The sequence below is a fragment of the Marinobacter albus genome, from assembly GCF_030238305.1.
GTDB lineage: Bacteria > Pseudomonadota > Gammaproteobacteria > Pseudomonadales > Oleiphilaceae > Marinobacter > Marinobacter albus.
In genome coordinates, this window is sequence record NZ_JASSQD010000001.1 from 386843 (window position 1) to 402946 (window position 16104).

17 protein-coding genes are annotated in these 16104 nt (G+C 60.1%); 8 read left to right on the top strand and 9 right to left on the bottom strand.

The window, feature by feature from the left end; all coding sequences use genetic code 11:
• Nucleotides 1-12 precede the first annotated feature (12 nt).
• Nucleotides 13-1302 carry a DUF945 family protein gene (locus tag QQF73_RS01795; RefSeq protein WP_219867130.1) on the top strand — a complete coding sequence of 430 codons (1290 nt, stop codon included), beginning with the start codon at nucleotides 13-15 and terminating at the stop codon, nucleotides 1300-1302.
• A 48-nt stretch (nucleotides 1303-1350) separates the two neighbouring features.
• On the opposite strand, the gene QQF73_RS01800 is transcribed toward QQF73_RS01795, so the two are convergent.
• The 5 genes from QQF73_RS01800 to QQF73_RS01820 form a co-directional block, all read right to left on the bottom strand.
• Complete coding sequence (locus tag QQF73_RS01800; protein ID WP_219867129.1) at nucleotides 1351-1599, bottom strand: YfhL family 4Fe-4S dicluster ferredoxin; 249 nt, start codon at nucleotides 1597-1599, stop codon at nucleotides 1351-1353.
• A 10-nt stretch (nucleotides 1600-1609) separates the two neighbouring features.
• Complete coding sequence (gene coaD, locus QQF73_RS01805; RefSeq protein ID WP_219867128.1) at nucleotides 1610-2092, bottom strand: pantetheine-phosphate adenylyltransferase; 483 nt, start codon at nucleotides 2090-2092, stop codon at nucleotides 1610-1612.
• 65 nt (nucleotides 2093-2157) lie between these two features.
• Complete coding sequence (locus tag QQF73_RS01810) at nucleotides 2158-3750, bottom strand: GMC family oxidoreductase (RefSeq protein WP_285367032.1); 1593 nt, start codon at nucleotides 3748-3750, stop codon at nucleotides 2158-2160.
• A 26-nt stretch (nucleotides 3751-3776) separates the two neighbouring features.
• Entirely contained in the window at nucleotides 3777-4415 is a 639-nt protein-coding gene (locus QQF73_RS01815) for a hypothetical protein (RefSeq protein ID WP_285367033.1), read from the bottom strand.
• A gap of 64 nt (nucleotides 4416-4479) precedes the next feature.
• The gene (locus tag QQF73_RS01820) at nucleotides 4480-5925 is read right to left on the bottom strand and encodes a coniferyl aldehyde dehydrogenase (protein ID WP_219867125.1); all 1446 of its coding nucleotides are present in this window, start codon (nucleotides 5923-5925) and stop codon (nucleotides 4480-4482) included.
• A gap of 184 nt (nucleotides 5926-6109) precedes the next feature.
• Here QQF73_RS01820 and QQF73_RS01825 point away from each other — a divergent pair, with 184 nt between their 5' ends.
• Nucleotides 6110-6784: a TetR/AcrR family transcriptional regulator gene (locus QQF73_RS01825; RefSeq protein ID WP_219867124.1), complete on the top strand. Its 675-nt coding sequence runs from the start codon at nucleotides 6110-6112 to the stop codon at nucleotides 6782-6784.
• 197 nt (nucleotides 6785-6981) lie between these two features.
• Here the strand turns inward: QQF73_RS01825 and yihA are convergent, their stop codons facing one another.
• The gene (yihA, locus tag QQF73_RS01830; RefSeq protein WP_219867123.1) at nucleotides 6982-7623 is read right to left on the bottom strand and encodes a ribosome biogenesis GTP-binding protein YihA/YsxC; all 642 of its coding nucleotides are present in this window, start codon (nucleotides 7621-7623) and stop codon (nucleotides 6982-6984) included.
• Nucleotides 7624-7797: 174 nt separating this feature from the next.
• Between yihA and QQF73_RS01835 the strand changes: the two genes are divergently transcribed.
• The 3 genes from QQF73_RS01835 (at nucleotide 7798) to QQF73_RS01845 (ending at nucleotide 10131) form a co-directional block, all read left to right on the top strand.
• On the top strand, nucleotides 7798-8406 hold the full coding sequence (locus QQF73_RS01835) for a c-type cytochrome (RefSeq protein WP_219867122.1): 609 nt from the start codon (nucleotides 7798-7800) through the stop codon (nucleotides 8404-8406).
• Between the two features lie 165 nt (nucleotides 8407-8571).
• A complete protein-coding gene (locus tag QQF73_RS01840) occupies nucleotides 8572-9210 on the top strand; it encodes a thiol:disulfide interchange protein DsbA/DsbL (protein WP_219867121.1) in 639 nt (212 codons plus the stop codon).
• A gap of 60 nt (nucleotides 9211-9270) precedes the next feature.
• The gene (locus QQF73_RS01845) at nucleotides 9271-10131 is read left to right on the top strand and encodes an endonuclease/exonuclease/phosphatase family protein (protein WP_219867120.1); all 861 of its coding nucleotides are present in this window, start codon (nucleotides 9271-9273) and stop codon (nucleotides 10129-10131) included.
• 69 nt (nucleotides 10132-10200) lie between these two features.
• On the opposite strand, the gene rpmG is transcribed toward QQF73_RS01845, so the two are convergent.
• The 3 genes from rpmG to radC all read right to left on the bottom strand — a co-directional run bounded on the left by rpmG (nucleotide 10201) and on the right by radC (nucleotide 11495).
• Nucleotides 10201-10356, bottom strand: coding sequence for a 50S ribosomal protein L33 (rpmG, locus tag QQF73_RS01850; RefSeq protein ID WP_008173465.1), 156 nt, complete (start codon nucleotides 10354-10356; stop codon nucleotides 10201-10203).
• A gap of 11 nt (nucleotides 10357-10367) precedes the next feature.
• A complete protein-coding gene (gene rpmB / locus QQF73_RS01855) occupies nucleotides 10368-10604 on the bottom strand; it encodes a 50S ribosomal protein L28 (RefSeq protein WP_008173462.1) in 237 nt (78 codons plus the stop codon).
• A 216-nt stretch (nucleotides 10605-10820) separates the two neighbouring features.
• The gene (gene radC / locus QQF73_RS01860; protein ID WP_219867119.1) at nucleotides 10821-11495 is read right to left on the bottom strand and encodes a RadC family protein; all 675 of its coding nucleotides are present in this window, start codon (nucleotides 11493-11495) and stop codon (nucleotides 10821-10823) included.
• A gap of 188 nt (nucleotides 11496-11683) precedes the next feature.
• Here radC and coaBC point away from each other — a divergent pair, with 188 nt between their 5' ends.
• The 3 genes from coaBC to QQF73_RS01875 all read left to right on the top strand — a co-directional run bounded on the left by coaBC (nucleotide 11684) and on the right by QQF73_RS01875 (nucleotide 16104).
• Entirely contained in the window at nucleotides 11684-12886 is a 1203-nt protein-coding gene (coaBC, locus tag QQF73_RS01865; RefSeq protein WP_285367035.1) for a bifunctional phosphopantothenoylcysteine decarboxylase/phosphopantothenate--cysteine ligase CoaBC, read from the top strand.
• Nucleotides 12887-12925: 39 nt separating this feature from the next.
• Nucleotides 12926-13387 (top strand): dUTP diphosphatase, encoded by a 462-nt coding sequence (dut, locus tag QQF73_RS01870; protein ID WP_219867117.1) that lies wholly within the window; start codon nucleotides 12926-12928, stop codon nucleotides 13385-13387.
• 80 nt (nucleotides 13388-13467) lie between these two features.
• Entirely contained in the window at nucleotides 13468-16104 is a 2637-nt protein-coding gene (locus tag QQF73_RS01875; protein ID WP_285367036.1) for a phosphomannomutase/phosphoglucomutase, read from the top strand.

A 16104-nucleotide genomic window follows, 5' to 3' on the forward strand; every position in this document is an offset into this window, starting at 1 on the left:
CGGAGAGATTTCTTGCAGAAAAAATGGATGATTGCCGGCGCTTCGGTGCTGGTCGTGGCCGGGGCCATGCCCTGGATCGTCGGGTTTGTCACCGAGCAGCAGTGGCAGCAGGCGACCGAGGAAGTCAATCGCTCCCAGCCGTTTGTGCGGATGGAAACCGGAAACTACCGTCGCGGTGTGCTGGGCTCGGAGCTGACCGGATCGTTGGTGCTCCAGAACCCGGATACTGGGGAATCCCACCATCTCGATTACAAGGCCAGCGTGAGTCATGGGGTCACCGGCAGCCTGCTGGACTTCCAGCCGGTGGGTGGTTGGTCGCCAGAGGGCACGGACTGGTTCCCGGATACCGAACCGCGCCTGACGCTTGAAACCCGTCTCTGGGGAACCGCAACGGTGGAGTTGGAAGCGCCCACGATGACCATGACCAATGAGGTCACCGGCGAGTCGCTGAACACCAGCGGTGGCCTGGCCCGCGTTGAAATCAGCGAGGCCGGGTCCCGGGCTGAGGCGCTGATGGTGTGGCCGGCCGTGAGTCTGTCCGGCCCGGAAGTCGACATCCGAATTGCCGACATCCATCTGGAGCAGAGCATGGAGCATCTGGTTGGTGATGTCTGGACCGGGGCCGGCGAATTGGATATCGGATCCATGGTGGTGACCCCGAAGACCGAGGCGCCCGTTAACTTCCGGGATTTCAGCCTGACGTCTGCCACCGAGGCGAATGCCGACGAGACCCGGATCGATTCGACGGTCACGATCGAGCTGGAAGAGATCGTACGAGCCGATCGGGGCTACGGTCCTCATCGCATCGAGTTTGCCCTCAAAGACCTGGATGTGGCGAGCTGGAGCTCCCTGACCGGCGGGATGTCCGACCTGCAGGCCATGGTCGTGGCGGCGGGCCCGAACGGTGGACCGGAGCCGGAGCGGCAGATGGCGGCCATGGAGCAGGTAAACCAGGCATTGCGGGATCTGGCGGCGTCCGGCTTCTCGCTGGGCTTCCCCGAACTGAGTCTGTCGACGCCTGAAGGCACGGTGACCGGCCACGCCATGATTGGTCACCCTGAGCTGAGCGCCGACGAACGGGCGGGGATGCTGATGGTGATGCAAAGACTGACTGGTGACATGAGTCTGAACGTGCCGACGGTGCTGGTGGAGAAATACCCGGAGGTGCGTCTGCAGCTTGCGCCGTTGATCAAGCAGGGTCTGCTGATCGAGGATGGCGACCAGTTGGTTATGCAGGCGGTCATGAAGGACTTGATGGTGGACGTGAACGGCCGGGAAATTCCGCTGCCGCCGCTGCTCTGAGCCATCGGTGGCGCCTGAAAAAAAGCCCCTTGCGGGGCTTTTTTCGTTTCAGTTCCCGGTGAGCTTCCGGTACTTGTCCATCAGTTGCGCCTCGGATTCCCGATGGGCCGGATCCAGGGGAATACAGTCCACCGGGCACACCAGCTGGCACTGGGGTTCATCGAAGTGGCCGACGCACTCCGTGCACTTGTTCGGATCGATGACGTAGATTTCGTCGCCCGGCGAGATCGCCTCGTTCGGGCATTCCGGCTCACAGACGTCGCAATTGATGCATTCGTCGGTAATGATCAGGGCCATCTGTGTTACCTCAGGCTGATTCAAACTTCTTTTTCATGGCCGCCTCGACGGCGGGATCGACGAATTCCGAGACATCACCGCCCAGGGAGGCAATTTCCCGAATGAGGGTCGAAGAGATGTAGGACAGATGGTTGGCCGGGGTCAGGAAAACACTTTCCACTTCCGGTGCCAGACGACGGTTCATGTCCGCCAGCTGAAATTCATACTCGAAGTCAGAAACCGCACGCAGCCCCCGCAGGATTACCGTGGCGCCCTGCTCACGGACAAAATCGGCCAACAGGTTGCTGAAACCCGTGACACTGACATTCGGAAGGTGGTCAGTTGCCTGACGCACCAGTTCGCAACGTTCTTCCAGATTCAGAAGCGGTTGTTTCTTGGGGTTGTAGGCAACCGCTACAACAATCTCATCGAACATGCGGCCGGCACGCTCTATCAGATCGGTGTGGCCATTGGTGATGGGGTCGAAGGTGCCCGGGTAGATAACTTTCGGCATGCACAGCTCCTTTTTCAGAAGTGCCTAGAATACCAGTTTGCCGACCATCCCAAAACGGCTGGCGGTTACCCCGCGAGTTTACCAGCCAGCCGGGTACTGTTCCTGGCGGCCAGGGCATAGACCGACAATTGCGGATTGGCACCGATGCTGGTCGGAAAGATCGAGGCATCGTGCACGCTGAGGTTGCTCACATGGTGGTGCTCGCCGAAGCCGTTGACCACCGACTCCTGCGGTTTTGCGCCCATGCCACAGCCGCCCATCTGGTGAGCGGTGAAGAGTCTGGTCCGGTGCGGTGCCATGGCAATGGTCTCGATGGCGGCCTTGGCGTCAGCCCAGCTGCTGTACCAGTCAGAATCCAGGTGCACGGGCCGGACCCGCTTGGCGCCAGCGGCAAACTGGATTTCGGCCATGGTCAGGTAAGCCTGCCGCAGCCCTTTCCAAAGATAATCGGAAATCGGATAGTCCAGAACCGGGCTGCCGTCGTCCCGGAGCGACACCGTGCCGCCGGGACTCTCCGGATGAAATCCGTCCCGGACCAGGGCGATGACCGATTGGGTCCGGGTCAGGTCAGCCATGGCATCGATCTGGGGCCGCCCGTGGCCGGGAATGACGCCGGCGGACAACGCAGGGTGCAACGGTGGCACTTCCAGCTTGAAGCCGGCGGGGCCATCCACCCCGTGTTTGAAATTGAATTCGTCGGAATAGATGGACTGCGGAGCCCCATAGAATGGGTCAACCTTCTCGGGCATCTGGGCCATGGTGGCGTTGACGGGGTGCAGGAACGAGCGCTTGCCAACCCGATCATGGGGGTCGGGAACATCGGAGCGCAGCAACAACCCCGGTGAGCCAATGGCGCTGGCGGCCACGACAAAATGGCGGGCTTTCAGGGTCACCGTTACGCCTGACGGGGTAACGCCGTCGGCATTCATGGCCGAGGCCTGCAGGTGGTCGATGCGGTCCTGATTCATCACCAGCCGATCGGCCCGAAGGCCGTGGAACAGTCGGGCCTGGTGATCCAGCGCACCGGGCACGGTGGTCATCAGCGCTCCCTGCTTGGCGTTGGTGGGGCAGCCGACCCCGCAATAGCCCAGGTTCCAGCAGCCCTTCACGTTTCTTGGGATAATCTGCCATTGGTAGCCCAGTTTCTCACAGCCCTGCCGCAGGATGTCGTTGTTGACGTTGGGGTCCATGTGCCAGGGGGCCATGGAGTGCCGTTCTTCACGACCGTCAAACCAGGGGGCCATGGCGTCCGGAGTCAAATGATCCAGGCCGAATTGGCGGGACCAGTAGGTCAGGGTCTGCTCCGGAGTGCGAAAGCTGGAGGTCCAGTTGACGGTGGTGGAACCTCCGACACAGCGGCCCTGAAGGATGGCAATGGCACCGTCGCGGGTCACCCGACTCATGCCCTCCTGATACAGGTTGGCGTAGGAGGTGAGTTCGTCCATCTTGAAGTCTTTCCGGTAATACAGCCGGCCCTCTTCCACCAGAATCACCGACAGCCCACTCTTGGCCAGGATCTCGGCGGTGGTGCCGCCACCGGCACCGGTCCCGACCACCACCACATCGGCTTCGTGGGTCTGGTTTTTAACCAGAGTGGCGCCATCGGTGACGTTCCAGCCGGCCTCAAGGCCCCGGGCAATGCGATCGGTTAACGACATGGTTGGCTCCGTAATTCGGTGGTGAATCAGGCGTTTTTGATATGGGGCAGGGCGTCGACGGCCCACTGGGGCGGTCCAGGGTAGCCGGATAGATGCCAGTGATCCTGGTGGCCGTAGAAGGCGACATTGCTGATCTTGGTCAGGGCGATGTAGCCGTTATTGAACAGGCCAATGCCGCTGGTACGCCAGCGTTCAAGAAATGCATCGGCCTCGGCGGTGGTTACATTGGGCCAACTTGACCAGACCCGGGCCACGGTGACGCGGGTAACACCGAAATTGAGCAGGTCAAACAGGCGGCGCAACTCACGCTGGTTGGCGGGCCCGAATTTGTAAATCCCCGCGTCAATGCGTTCGATGGTTGAGGTCATGGCGACGCGGCGGGCCCGCGGCTCTTCCGTCAGGGCAGGCCCGATCATGGCAGGCAACAGGGCTTCGAACAGCTGGATGTCGTCCCGGGTCAGAAACCGGAATTGGTAGCCTGCGCCGGTGCGGGCGCCGACGTCGTCCTGAGAACCGGCGGGCGCCGTGGCGCATCCGCCAAGACCTGCCGCGACACTCGCGGTGCCAAGTAACAGGGTGCCGCCCACGCCGGTTTTAAGGAAGCTTCGGCGGTCGAGATGGGCAAGGTCGTGGGCGGGCGATCGGGCTTGCGGCTGATCGTTCATGGATCCTGTTCTCTTATTATTTTTGGAGCGGGTGGGAGCCCTGAACGGACTCCCACGTTGGGCGTTAGCGGATAAAGAACTTGTATACCATCTTGTGGCCGGCAGTGCCGTGCGGTGCGTACACAAATTTGCCGCTGTTGAATTTCTGTTTGGAGAAGATGGCCCGGTGGTGGGAGAAGGTCAGGAAACCTTCCTTGCCGTGGTAATGGCCCATGCCCGAGTCACCGATGCCGCCGAACGGCAGATCATCCTGGGCGACGTGCATGAGCGCATCATTGATGCACATGCCACCGGAGTGGGTGTTTTCCACCACGTGCGTCTGCTCATCCTTGTCGTAGCCAAAGAAATACAGGGCCAGGGGCCGCGGGCGATCATTGACGTAATGCAGGGCCTCGTCCAAGCCGTTGTAGCTCACGATTGGCAGTAACGGACCAAAGATCTCGTCCTGCATCACTTTCATGTCCGGCGTGGTATTGAGGATCAGCGTCAAGGGGATTTTCCGGGTGCCGTCACCAAGGTTTTCCCGGGCCGGATTGATCTCGATAACCTCGGCGCCCTTGGCGCGGGCATCCTCAAGGTAGCCCTGCAGGCGGTCGTACTGGCGCTCATTGATGATGGCGGTGAAATCGTCGTTATCCCGCAGGCTCGGGTACATTTCCGAAAACCGGGTGCGGAATTCGTCCACAAAGGCCTGTACCCGGTCGGCGGGACACAGGACATAGTCCGGTGCCACGCAGGTCTGACCCGCATTGAACGCCTTGCCGAAGGCAATGCGCTGGGCGGCATCCTCCATGGGAACGTCCGGAGAGACAATGGCCGGTGATTTGCCGCCCAGCTCCAGGGTCACCGGCGTGAGGTTCTCGGCCGCCGCCCGCATCACCAGCTTGCCGACGGAGGTAGAGCCGGTGAACAGCAGATGGTCGAAGGGCCGGGACGAGAAATCGGCGGCGACATCGGCTTCACCGGTAATCACCGAGATCAGATCCTCCGGGAACGACGCCTCGATGATCTCCTTGAACAGGGCCGCGGTATGGGGAGTGAACTCGGACATCTTGATCATGGTCCGGTTGCCGGCGGCAAGGGAGGCGACCAGGGGGCCAACGGCCAGGTACAACGGGTAGTTCCAGGGCACGATGACACCGACCACGCCCTTGGGCTGGTAGTGAACCTTGTTGCTGGCCGGCTGGAACAGCACCGACACATGGCGTTTCGAGGGCTTCATCCAGCCACTCAGGTTTTTCAGGGTGTAGTTGATGCCCTGGATCGAGGGCATCACCTCGGCGATCAGGGATTCGTCCCGCGAGCGGCAGCTGAAGTCTCGGTCAATGGCTTCCAGCAGGCGATCCTGGTTGGTCAGCAAGGCTCGCTTCAGGCGTTTGAGGTTTTCCTGGCGCTCGGTCTGTGAGGGCATGGGGTTGTTGCGGAACGCTTTTTTCTGATCCTCGAAAACCCGATGGGTGTGCTGGATCTGCTTCTTGCTTTCAGTAAGCTGGACGACAGTGGCTCCCATGGCGTACTCCCCAATAATGACGCCGCTGCGATCGCGCGGCCGTCTGTTGTTGATTGTGGTGGCGAAAAAATGCTCAATTTGCGCTTGGGGGTATTATTAGAGTATATACTCTAGGGAGTCAAGCAGGGGGCGATGGCCTATCAGGCCATCCGTGAGCGATATAACAACAACCGCCGACATGTTTATGAAAACCAGAGACAAGATACTGCTTTCCAGCCTCGAGCTGTTCAACGAGCGGGGCGAACGCAACGTCACCACCAACCATATAGCGGCGCACCTGGCGATCTCTCCGGGCAATCTGTATTACCACTTCCGCAACAAGTCGGACATCATTTACGAGATCTTCCTCGAGTACGAGAAGCTGGTGGATTACTACCTGGATATTCCGGAAGACCGGGCCATGACCCTGGATGATATGACGTTCTACCTGGAGTCGGTTTTTGATGGTCTCTGGAGTTATCGGTTCTTCCATCGGGATCTGGAGTATCTCCTGGACAGCGATTCCCGGTTGCGTAAGGACTATCGGGAGTTCACCAACCGCTGCCTGAGTGCCATCAGCCGGATTTTCGAGAAGTTGTCGGAGGCCGGTATCATCGAGGAGCAGCCCGACAATCTGCGGGCGGCGATGTCACTGAATGTCTGGCTGGTAATCACCAACTGGATGGCGTTCCTGAAAACTGCCCACGCCGAGGAAACCTATGCCGCCCTGACCCTGACGGAACTCAAGCAGGGAATCTATCAGGTGCTGACCCTCGAGATTCCCTACCTCACGCCGGCCTATCGTGATCGGGTGATGGCGTTGCGCGAGAACTATCGACCGTCCCTGCCCGAGCGCAGGCTCGAGGGCGTTCCGGTATGAGGTGTAAGTAGAAATCGAAAGTCTGGTTAAAAAATAATCGGGATTGGAACTTTTGCGCGAAATCCCCGTCACAGATTGTGACGTGGGAAATCCGGACATTTCTTGCGTCTCCTGAGTGAGTTCTCAGGTTTTAGCACGTCGCAAACCCTGACGTTTTACCGGTCTGTCGTTTGGCAGACCGGTTTTTTCTTTTTGGCTCAGGGTTCTTCGTCCGCCTCCGGTGCTTCCAGCCAGTCGATCAGTGCCTCACGGCAGTCATCTACGCCCCGTTTCGATGTTGCCGAGAACATGATCAGGTGCTGTACGCAGGAAAACGCCTTGAGCTTGTTCGCGATGCCGATCATGGCGGTTTTCGCCTGCCCGAATTTCAGCTTGTCGGCCTTGGTGGCAAGAATCATCAGCGGAAGGTTGTTATGTTCACACCATTCCACCATCATTTGATCGAAGTCCGTGAGCGGGTGGCGGATGTCCATCACCAGAACCAGGCCGCGCAGGCAGCGCCGATCGTTCAGGTAATGGCCGAGGTGCTTTTGCCAATCGTCCTTCATGTCCCGTGAGACTTTGGCATAGCCGTAGCCGGGGAGATCGACCAGGCGGCAGCCTTCCCTGTTCAGGGTGAAAAAATTGATCAGGCGGGTGCGGCCCGGGGTTTTACTGGTGCGGGCCAGTTTGCCGTTGGCGGTGATGGCATTGAGTGCGCTGGACTTGCCGGCATTGGAGCGCCCGGCAAAGGCCACTTCAGCGCCGAAGTCCGGCGGACACTCATCCAGCCGGGAGGCGCTGATCAAGAAGCGGGCACTGTTAAAAGATAGGGATTTTTGAGTCAGATCAGGGTCCACAGCGGTCGGCTTTCCTTTGGATTTCAGTTATCAGGGATTAATGTATAATGCTACACCAATTCCGGGCGGCGCGCTGAGCGCGACCGCTGTCAGCCCCGGTTTTGAGCCTGACTGATCAGTGCCTGCCGGCTGCACAACGAAGAATACCTTTAAGATGAGAGAAGCGGAGCGAGCATGAAAAAACTGATCGCAGGAGTTGTTCTCGGTGTTAGCCTCACAGCGATGGCTCACGGGGCAGGAGATCCTCAAGCGGGCGAACAGAGCGCGGCGGTATGTGCCAGTTGTCACGGCCAGGGTGGCCAGAAACCCATTATGGGGGCGTACCCGAAGCTGTCAGGGTTGGGCGAAAACTACTTGCACGACCAGCTGGTTGCCATCCAGTCGGGTGATCGCGTTATCGCAGAAATGACCGGATTGCTGGACGGCAAGTCGGATCAGGAGCTGCAGGATCTGGCGGCTTACTTTGACAGTCAGGAGATGATTGTCAGCCAGGCCAATCCGGATCTGATCGAACAGGGCGCCGCCCTGTACCGCGGCGGTAATATGGCCTCGGGCGTTCCGGCCTGTGCCGGTTGTCACAGCCCGCAGGGCAAGGGCAATGAGCCCGGCGGCTATCCGCGCCTGGGCGGCCAGAACGCCGAGTACGTGACCAAGCAACTGAAGGCCTACCGCAGCGGCGATCGGGCGACCGGTTCCAACGCTGCGATCATGATGGACGTGGCCGCAAGGCTGACCGACGCAGAGATCGAGGCCGTGGCCAACTACGTGTCCGGCCTGCACTGATTGCCTGACCGTCGCCTGGCCTGAAACCGGAAAACCCCGCCTGATGCGGGGTTTTTTGTTGCTTACGGCTCTGTAACCTGCGGTTTTCACTCGCCTGTGGAACTTTTCAGGTTGCCTGGGTCATAATTCCTCACACTTACGAATCCCTAAGATCGGAGATGCCTAATGATAAGAACACTCGGAACGGCGGCTTTCCTGGCTGCAGTGTTTGCTTTCGGTGCACCTGTCAGTGCAGAAACCTGGGAGGAAGGAACGCACTATCAGAAGTTGGACACACCGGTGCGCACAGACAGTGATGGCAAGATCGAGGTGGCCGAGGTGTTCTGGTATGGATGCCCCCACTGCTACAACTTCAAGCCGGTGGTCGAAGCCTGGGAACAGGATCTGCCCGCTGACGTGGACTTCGAAATGCTGCCGGCCGCCCTGGGGCGTTCCTGGGAGCCCCACGCCCGCGCTTACTATGCCCTCGAGGCCATGGGTGAACTCGACAAGGTTCACGATGCCCTGTTCGATGCCCTGGCCGGCGAACGGCGTCCGTTGAATACCCCGGAGGCGCTGGCGGACTTTGTGGCCGGATACGGTGTGGACGCGCAAGCGTTCCTCAAGAACTACGAGAGTTTCGGCGTGAATGCCCGAATGCAACAGGCTCAGGCCAAGATCCGCGGCGCGCGAATCACCGGTGTTCCGACTATGCTGGTAAATGGTAAGTACAAGGTGAGTGCGTCTATGGCTGGCAGCCATGAAGCGGCACTGGAAGTGGTCGACTATCTGGTGGCCCGGGAGCGTGAAGCTGGCGCGGAATAATCCGGCGTGCCCGCGGCTTCCGGGTTGCGGGCTTTCCAGATGCATAGTGGGGCTGGGGTAATGTACAAGCGAATCCGCAAGCAACTGAACGGGAATAACAAGGCGGTCCATAAGCCTCGCGGCAGTTGCTCAGGAGTTGACCATGTGCCCGAGTTTGAAGCCCACCGCCATATCCGGTTGCTGACCTTCAATATACAGGTGGGCATCAACACGTCGTCCTATCAACATTACCTGACCCGAAGTTGGCAGCACATCCTCCCGCATCGCAAGCGGATCCAGACTCTGGACCGGATTGCCCACCTGATCAGTAATTACGACGTCGTCGCGCTGCAGGAATGCGATGGCGGTAGTCTGCGCAGTAACTATATCAACCAGGTTCAGTACTTGGCGGAAGCCTCAGGCATCCCGTATTGGTATCAGCAACTGAACCGTAATCTGGGGCAGATTGCCCAGCACAGTAACGGTCTGTTGAGTCGCTTCCGGCCCCTGGACGTCACCGAGCACAAGTTGCCCGGGCTCATCCCCGGACGGGGCGCAATCATCGCCCGTTACGGTTCCGCGGAGGATCCCCTGGTGCTGGTGCTCATGCACCTGTCCCTCAGCAAGACCGCGCAGCAGCGCCAGCTTGGCTACATTCGCGAGCAGATTGCCGACTACCGCCACGTGGTCTTGATGGGGGATATGAACAATCACGCGGAAGAACTGCTGACTCAGACGCCGTTGAAGGATACGGACCTGGTGCCGTTGCCGGATTCGGCGCACAGCTTCCCAAGCTGGCGACCGGAGAAGGCGCTTGATCACATTCTGGTGAGTCCGTCGCTGGAGATCCGCCGCTCCGAGGTGGTCAGTTACCCGGTCTCGGATCATTTGCCGATCGCCATGGACGTGGCCTTGCCCAAGGGCTATCTGGAAACCTTTTAACTCGCCGGGTAGTCAGGCACAAAAAAAACCCGGCGCCTGGCCGGGTTTTTCTGGATGCCGGATCAGTGATTACTTGATCTTGGCTTCCTTGTACGCAACGTGCTTGCGGACAACCGGATCGTACTTTTTGATCTCGATTTTTTCCGGAGTGTTACGCTTGTTCTTTTTGGTCGTGTAGAAGTGACCAGTGCCTGCGGATGATACCAGCTTGATTTTCTCGCGCATGATGCGGCTCCTTAAAATTTCTCGCCGCGGGCACGAAGGTCTGCCAGCACAGCGTCAATGCCTTTTTTGTCGATGATGCGCATACCCTTGGTGGAAACGCGCAGCTTCACGAAACGCTTCTCGGACTCAACCCAGAAACGGTGGTTCTGCAGATTCGGCAGAAAACGACGACGAGTGTGGTTCATCGCGTGGGAAACGTTGTTACCGGATACCGGACGCTTACCGGTAACCTGACAAACTCTGGACATACTTGCCTCCGACCTGAGCAATGGTCTCAATAATACGAATTCGTTTTTAATGCGTCTCTGGTTGCTGAGGAGCGCTTGCGCCCCTGTTCGAGCCTCTAAACTGAAGGCTGCTCGCCAGACGCCGCCAGAAAGGGACGCTTTTATACCAGAACTCGCCCCCCAACGCAAAAAATTGTTGGGAAATTGGCCAGTTTTCCGGAGGCCACGTTCCGGCAGTCACATCAATCCCCGTTCAGCGAGCGATATTACCTCACCGTGGCCAACAACCATATGGTCAAGAACCCTGATATCGACCAAATCAAGCGCTTCCTTGAGTCTTCGGGTCAGCGCGATGTCGGCCTGGCTGGGTTCGGCCACCCCGGACGGGTGATTGTGGGCGAAGATCACCGCGGCCGCGTTATCGTCCAGTGCTTGGCGGACCACCTCGCGCGGATAGACGGCGGCACCGTCGATGGTACCGCGAAACAATTCCCGGTACTGGATGATCCGGTGCCGGTTATCAAGAAACAGGCCCGCAAACACTTCGTGAGGGTAGGTGGCAAGACGGCTGGTCAGAAAACGCCGGGTGTCTTCCGGTGAGCGCAGCGGGTCGCCTTGGCGTAGCGGTTCGTCCATCACGCGCCTTGCCATTTCCATGGCGGCCTGGACCTGTGCGTACTTGGCGGTTCCGAGCCCTTTCACACCGCAGAACTGAGTACGTGAGGCGGTGATCAAGCCGCGCAGGCTGCCGAACTCGGAGATCAGGGCGCGGGCCATCGTCATCACCGGGGTGCCGGCTGTGCCGGTGCGGAGAAAGATCGCCAGTAACTCGGCATCGGAAAGTGATGGAGCGCCGTGAGTGAGCAGGCGTTCCCGGGGACGTTCGTCCATGGGCCAGGCGGGATTGGGCATGGTTGCTTCCTTGCAGATCGGGTGGTGTCGTGGCGGGCGCGTCCGGCGCCGGGATGTAAGTCTCAGGGTTACAAAGGTTACTTGAAAAAGTAACAATCGGTAAACGTCAGGATGGGTAAGCAGGCTGCCTGTAATGGCAGAGCGTGCTATCTTATAAGCCTTTATTTTTACGAGGATACGGAGCCCGTATGGCTGCCAAACGAATTCTGCTCGGCATCACCGGTGGCATTGCCGCTTATAAAAGTGCAGAACTGGTTCGTCTGTTGAAAAAGGCCGGTCATAGCGTGCGGGTGGTGATGACCCGGGGCGCGGAGGCCTTTGTGACGCCACTGACGTTCCAGGCGCTCAGCGGCGAGCCGGTGCGCACCTCCTTGCTGGATCCGGAGGCCGAAGCGGGTATGGGGCACATTGAGCTGGCGAAATGGGCCGATCAGGTGGTCATTGCGCCGGCCTCCGCCGATTTCATTGCCCGCCTTGCCCAGGGCATGGCCGATGATCTTCTCACAACCCTGTGCTGTGCCACCGAGGCGCCGATTGCCGTGGCCCCGGCGATGAATCAGGCGATGTGGGGCAATCACCGCACCCGGCGGAACATCCGGCTGCTGCAGGAGGACCCTCAGATCACTCTGTGGGGGCCGGATCAGGGCGAGCAGGCCTGTGGTGATACCGGCCCGGGCAGAATGCTGGAGCCCCTGGTGCTGGCCGGACTCATAAACAGCGACGGGCGCGATGGTCCACTGGCGGGAAAGCGGGTGGTGATCACCGCCGGCCCGACCCGCGAGCCGATCGACCCGGTGCGTTACATCAGCAATCACAGTTCTGGCCGGATGGGCTACGCCCTGGCTGCAGCGGCCCGGGATGCCGGCGCTGCGGTGGTGCTGGTCAGCGGGCCGGTGACAATTCCGGTACCGCCGGGTATTCAGGTTCGCAACGTGGTCACGGCCGAGGACATGTTGCGTGAATCCTCTGCCGCCGTTGATGAGGGTTGCGACGTGTTTATCGCCAGTGCGGCGGTGGCTGACTATCGCCCGGAAACCTGTGCCGGCGACAAGATCAAGAAGTCCAGTGACCAGATGGTGTTGCCCCTGGTGCGCAACCCCGACACGCTGGCGACGATTGCCGCGCGGACGGACGCGCCTTTCGCCGTTGGTTTTGCCGCGGAAACGACCGATGTGGCCCGGTACGCGCGAGATAAAATGCAGCGTAAGAAGCTCCGAATGATCGTGGCCAATGACGTGTCGGTCCCGGGACTGGGTTTCAACAGCGAAAATAATGCGGTCACCGTATTCTGGCCGGAAGGCCAGACATCGATCGGGCCGGAAAGCAAGCAACAGATCGCCGATCGCCTGGTGGCGTTGATCGGTGAGCATCTCGACAGGGCGGCGGACTGACCGATGTTCGCGGCCCGCCTATGCGATAAAGGATGATTCATGACCAGAAAAAAACTGCAGGTGCGGGTCCTTGATGACCGCATCGGACAACAGATTGCGTTTCCGGAATACGCCACCGATGGCTCTGCCGGTCTGGATCTCCGGGCCTGCCTGGACGAGCCACTGACCCTGGAGCCGGGCCAGACGCAACTGATCCGGACCGGACTGTCCATTCACATTGGCGATCCTGGTCTGGCGGCCATGATTCTTCCGCGCAGCGGCCTGGGCCATAAACACGGCATCGTCCTTGGAAACCTGGTCGGGCTCATCGACTCGGATTATCAGGGCGAACTGATGGTGTCCTGCTGGAATCGAGGGCAAACCACCTTCACCGTGGAGGTCGGAGAACGCATCGCCCAGCTGGTGCTGGTGCCGGTTGTGCAGGCTGACCTCGAAGTGGTCTCCGAGTTTGATAGCAGCGACCGTGGCGAAGGCGGTTTTGGTTCAACGGGCACCCACTGAGCCGGCTCTGGCCGAGACGACGGCTATACTTTGCAAAAAATCCTTGTCCAGGATGAAAAAATACAACTGCAGGATGGACTATGAAGCTGGGTAAGAAGAAGACGTCCGACGCGTCCGGTGATGAAAAGCCAACGAAAAAGAAGGCCGCGAAAACTGGCAGGAAAAAGGCGTTGGGCGGGTCAGGGCTCAAGCGCCTCGATTCTGTTGCGACGACCCAGGCTCTGGTTGTCATCCTCGCCGGCGTTGTTGCGGCGGCCCTGATCCACTTCTTCGCCGTTCAGCCTGCGGCAACGGAACGGTTCGCAGCCCAGAAAGCCGTGGAAGCCGATGCGGCGGCGCTGCGGCTGAACCAGTATCTGGAACTGATGCAGGCCAGTGTCAATGGTCTCGCCACCCGGCCGGATGTTCTTGCCGCGTTGACCGGACCCGGTGGCAATGCTGAAGCCGAAGCGAGCCTGGCCGCGGCCCTGCCCGGTATTCAGGCCGTGCATCTGTTCCCCTACGGTGACATACCCCGGACCGCCAGCAACGAAGGCTTGCTGGGGTTCGCCGGACTGGAACTGGCCCGACGGGCGGAAACCGGCAAGCCGCTTCATCCGGATGCCTTTCCCCGCGACAACCGCTGGTTGCTCCAGATGGCCACGCCGGTCCGAAATCTGGCCAATAACGCGGTGGTCGGCAGCCTGCTGGTGATTTTTGAGGCTACCCGACTGCAACCTCTGCTGACGGTCGTCAATTCAGACCTCGGCGGTCAGCTGGCACTCACCCAGAGTGTGGGCGGTGCGGCTCGGACTGTGGTCAGTCAGGGCAGTGCCTCGGGCCCAGCGGAAACCCGGTCGCTGAACAATCCGGACTGGTCGGTGGCCTACACCCCGGCGAGGGGCGCGACTGCGCCGGTGGACCTGGTGATGGTGGCCGCGCTGGTGGGGGGGCCTGTACTGGTTGCGGCTATTCTGGTCTGGCTTCTGCTCGGCGGCGCCCAACGCGGGCTCCGGCAGGACATTGCTGCCCTGATCCAGTGGGCGCACAAGGTGTTCGGGGGCGAACGGGTTAAGTTGCCTGCCTTCAAGTGGGACATGGTGGCGTCCACCGGCGAGGTCCTGTTCCGGTTGTCTCAGCTCGTCGACCGGCGCATTGTCAAAGCGGTGGAAGCGGCCCGGCCGAAGAAGACAGCCGGCCAGAAACCGGCGAAGGCACCGGCGGACGAGCCGTTATTTCAGGACAAGGACATGCCGGATATCGACATGTTGGATGGGGACGAAGATGTTCTCGGTTTTGGCAGTGGCGACAACACCGTGTTTGGCTCCAATGCGCCGGAGGTGGAAGAAACTGCGGGGCCGGCCTTGGAGCTTTCACCGGATATTTTCCGGGCTTACGACATCCGGGGCATTGTCGGTGACACCCTGACGGCCGACGGTGTTCAGGTGATCGGCCGGGCCATCGGTTCGGAAGCCAGCGAGCGCGGAATCAATGCCATCTGCGTCGGTTACGATGGCCGCCATTCCAGTCCCGAGCTTGCGGATGCCCTGGCACGCGGGATCATGGCAAGCGGCTGCGACGTGATCCACGTCGGGGCGGTGCCGACTCCGGTGCTCTACTTCGCCACCCACGAGCTCCAGACCGGCTCCGGCGTAATGGTTACCGGCAGCCACAATCCCGCCAATTACAATGGCCTGAAGATCATGCTCGGTGGCGAAACCCTGTCGGGTGAAGCGATTCAGAAACTGTATCAGCGTATCCGGACGGGGAATTTCGCCAGTGGTCAGGGTGGCCAGTCCACTGAGGACGTCCGCCGGGCCTATCTCGACCGGATCGTCGGTGACATCGCCGTGGCTGCTCCGCTCAAGGTGGTGGTGGATGCCGGCAACGGCATCGCCGGTGAGTTGGCGCCGATGCTGGTAGAGGAGCTGGGGTGTGAGGTGACCCCGCTCTATTGTGAGGTGGACGGTGATTTCCCGAATCATCATCCTGATCCGGGCAAACCGGCCAACCTGGCGGACCTGATTGCCCGGGTGAAGCAGGAAGGGGCGGACATTGGCCTGGCTTTCGACGGCGACGGCGACCGTCTCGGCGTGGTCACCAACTCCGGCAAGATCATCTGGCCGGACCGCCTGCTCATGCTGTTCGCCCGGGACGTGGTGTCCCGCAACCCCGGGGCCGATGTGCTTTACGACGTCAAGTGCAGCCGGCGCCTCGCCGGTGTGATCTCGGAGGCGGGTGGTCGTCCGATCATGTGGAAAACCGGCCATTCCCTGATGAAGGCCAAGATGAAGGAGACCGGTGCCCTGCTGGCCGGAGAGATGAGCGGTCACATCTTCTTCGGTGAACGCTGGTACGGTTTCGATGACGGTCTGTACTCGGCGGCCCGCTTACTGGAGATCTTGGGCATTGAAGACCGGCACAGCGATGAGGTGTTCGAGGATTTCCCGGAAGATATCAGCACGCCGGAGCTGAATGTCGAGGTGACCGAAAGCAGCAAATTCGCGATCATTGAACGTCTTGGTCAGGAAGGCGACTTCGGCGACGGAAACATCAGTACCATAGACGGTATCCGTGTCGATTACGCCGACGGCTGGGGGTTGTGCCGGGCCTCCAACACGACACCGGTACTGGTTCTGCGATTTGAAGCGGAAACCGAACAGGGTCTGGAGCGGATCAAGGGGATTTTCCGGGAGCAGCTGCACAAGGCGGCCCCGGACGTCACAGCGGATTTCTGA

Coding starts and splice junctions, on each gene's coding strand:
- rpmB (WP_008173462.1), bottom strand. CDS start 10,604: ATGTCCAGAGTTTGTCAGGTTACCGGTAAGCGTCCGGTATCCGGTAAC.
- QQF73_RS01825 (WP_219867124.1), top strand. CDS start 6,110: ATGAAAACCAGAGACAAGATACTGCTTTCCAGCCTCGAGCTGTTCAAC.
- coaD (WP_219867128.1), bottom strand. CDS start 2,092: ATGCCGAAAGTTATCTACCCGGGCACCTTCGACCCCATCACCAATGGC.
- coaBC (WP_285367035.1), top strand. CDS start 11,684: ATGGCTGCCAAACGAATTCTGCTCGGCATCACCGGTGGCATTGCCGCT.
- QQF73_RS01820 (WP_219867125.1), bottom strand. CDS start 5,925: ATGGGAGCCACTGTCGTCCAGCTTACTGAAAGCAAGAAGCAGATCCAG.
- QQF73_RS01815 (WP_285367033.1), bottom strand. CDS start 4,415: ATGAACGATCAGCCGCAAGCCCGATCGCCCGCCCACGACCTTGCCCAT.
- QQF73_RS01875 (WP_285367036.1), top strand. CDS start 13,468: ATGAAGCTGGGTAAGAAGAAGACGTCCGACGCGTCCGGTGATGAAAAG.
- rpmG (WP_008173465.1), bottom strand. CDS start 10,356: ATGCGCGAGAAAATCAAGCTGGTATCATCCGCAGGCACTGGTCACTTC.
- QQF73_RS01810 (WP_285367032.1), bottom strand. CDS start 3,750: ATGTCGTTAACCGATCGCATTGCCCGGGGCCTTGAGGCCGGCTGGAAC.
- QQF73_RS01800 (WP_219867129.1), bottom strand. CDS start 1,599: ATGGCCCTGATCATTACCGACGAATGCATCAATTGCGACGTCTGTGAG.
- QQF73_RS01845 (WP_219867120.1), top strand. CDS start 9,271: ATGTACAAGCGAATCCGCAAGCAACTGAACGGGAATAACAAGGCGGTC.
- radC (WP_219867119.1), bottom strand. CDS start 11,495: ATGCCCAATCCCGCCTGGCCCATGGACGAACGTCCCCGGGAACGCCTG.
- QQF73_RS01835 (WP_219867122.1), top strand. CDS start 7,798: ATGAAAAAACTGATCGCAGGAGTTGTTCTCGGTGTTAGCCTCACAGCG.
- QQF73_RS01840 (WP_219867121.1), top strand. CDS start 8,572: ATGATAAGAACACTCGGAACGGCGGCTTTCCTGGCTGCAGTGTTTGCT.
- dut (WP_219867117.1), top strand. CDS start 12,926: ATGACCAGAAAAAAACTGCAGGTGCGGGTCCTTGATGACCGCATCGGA.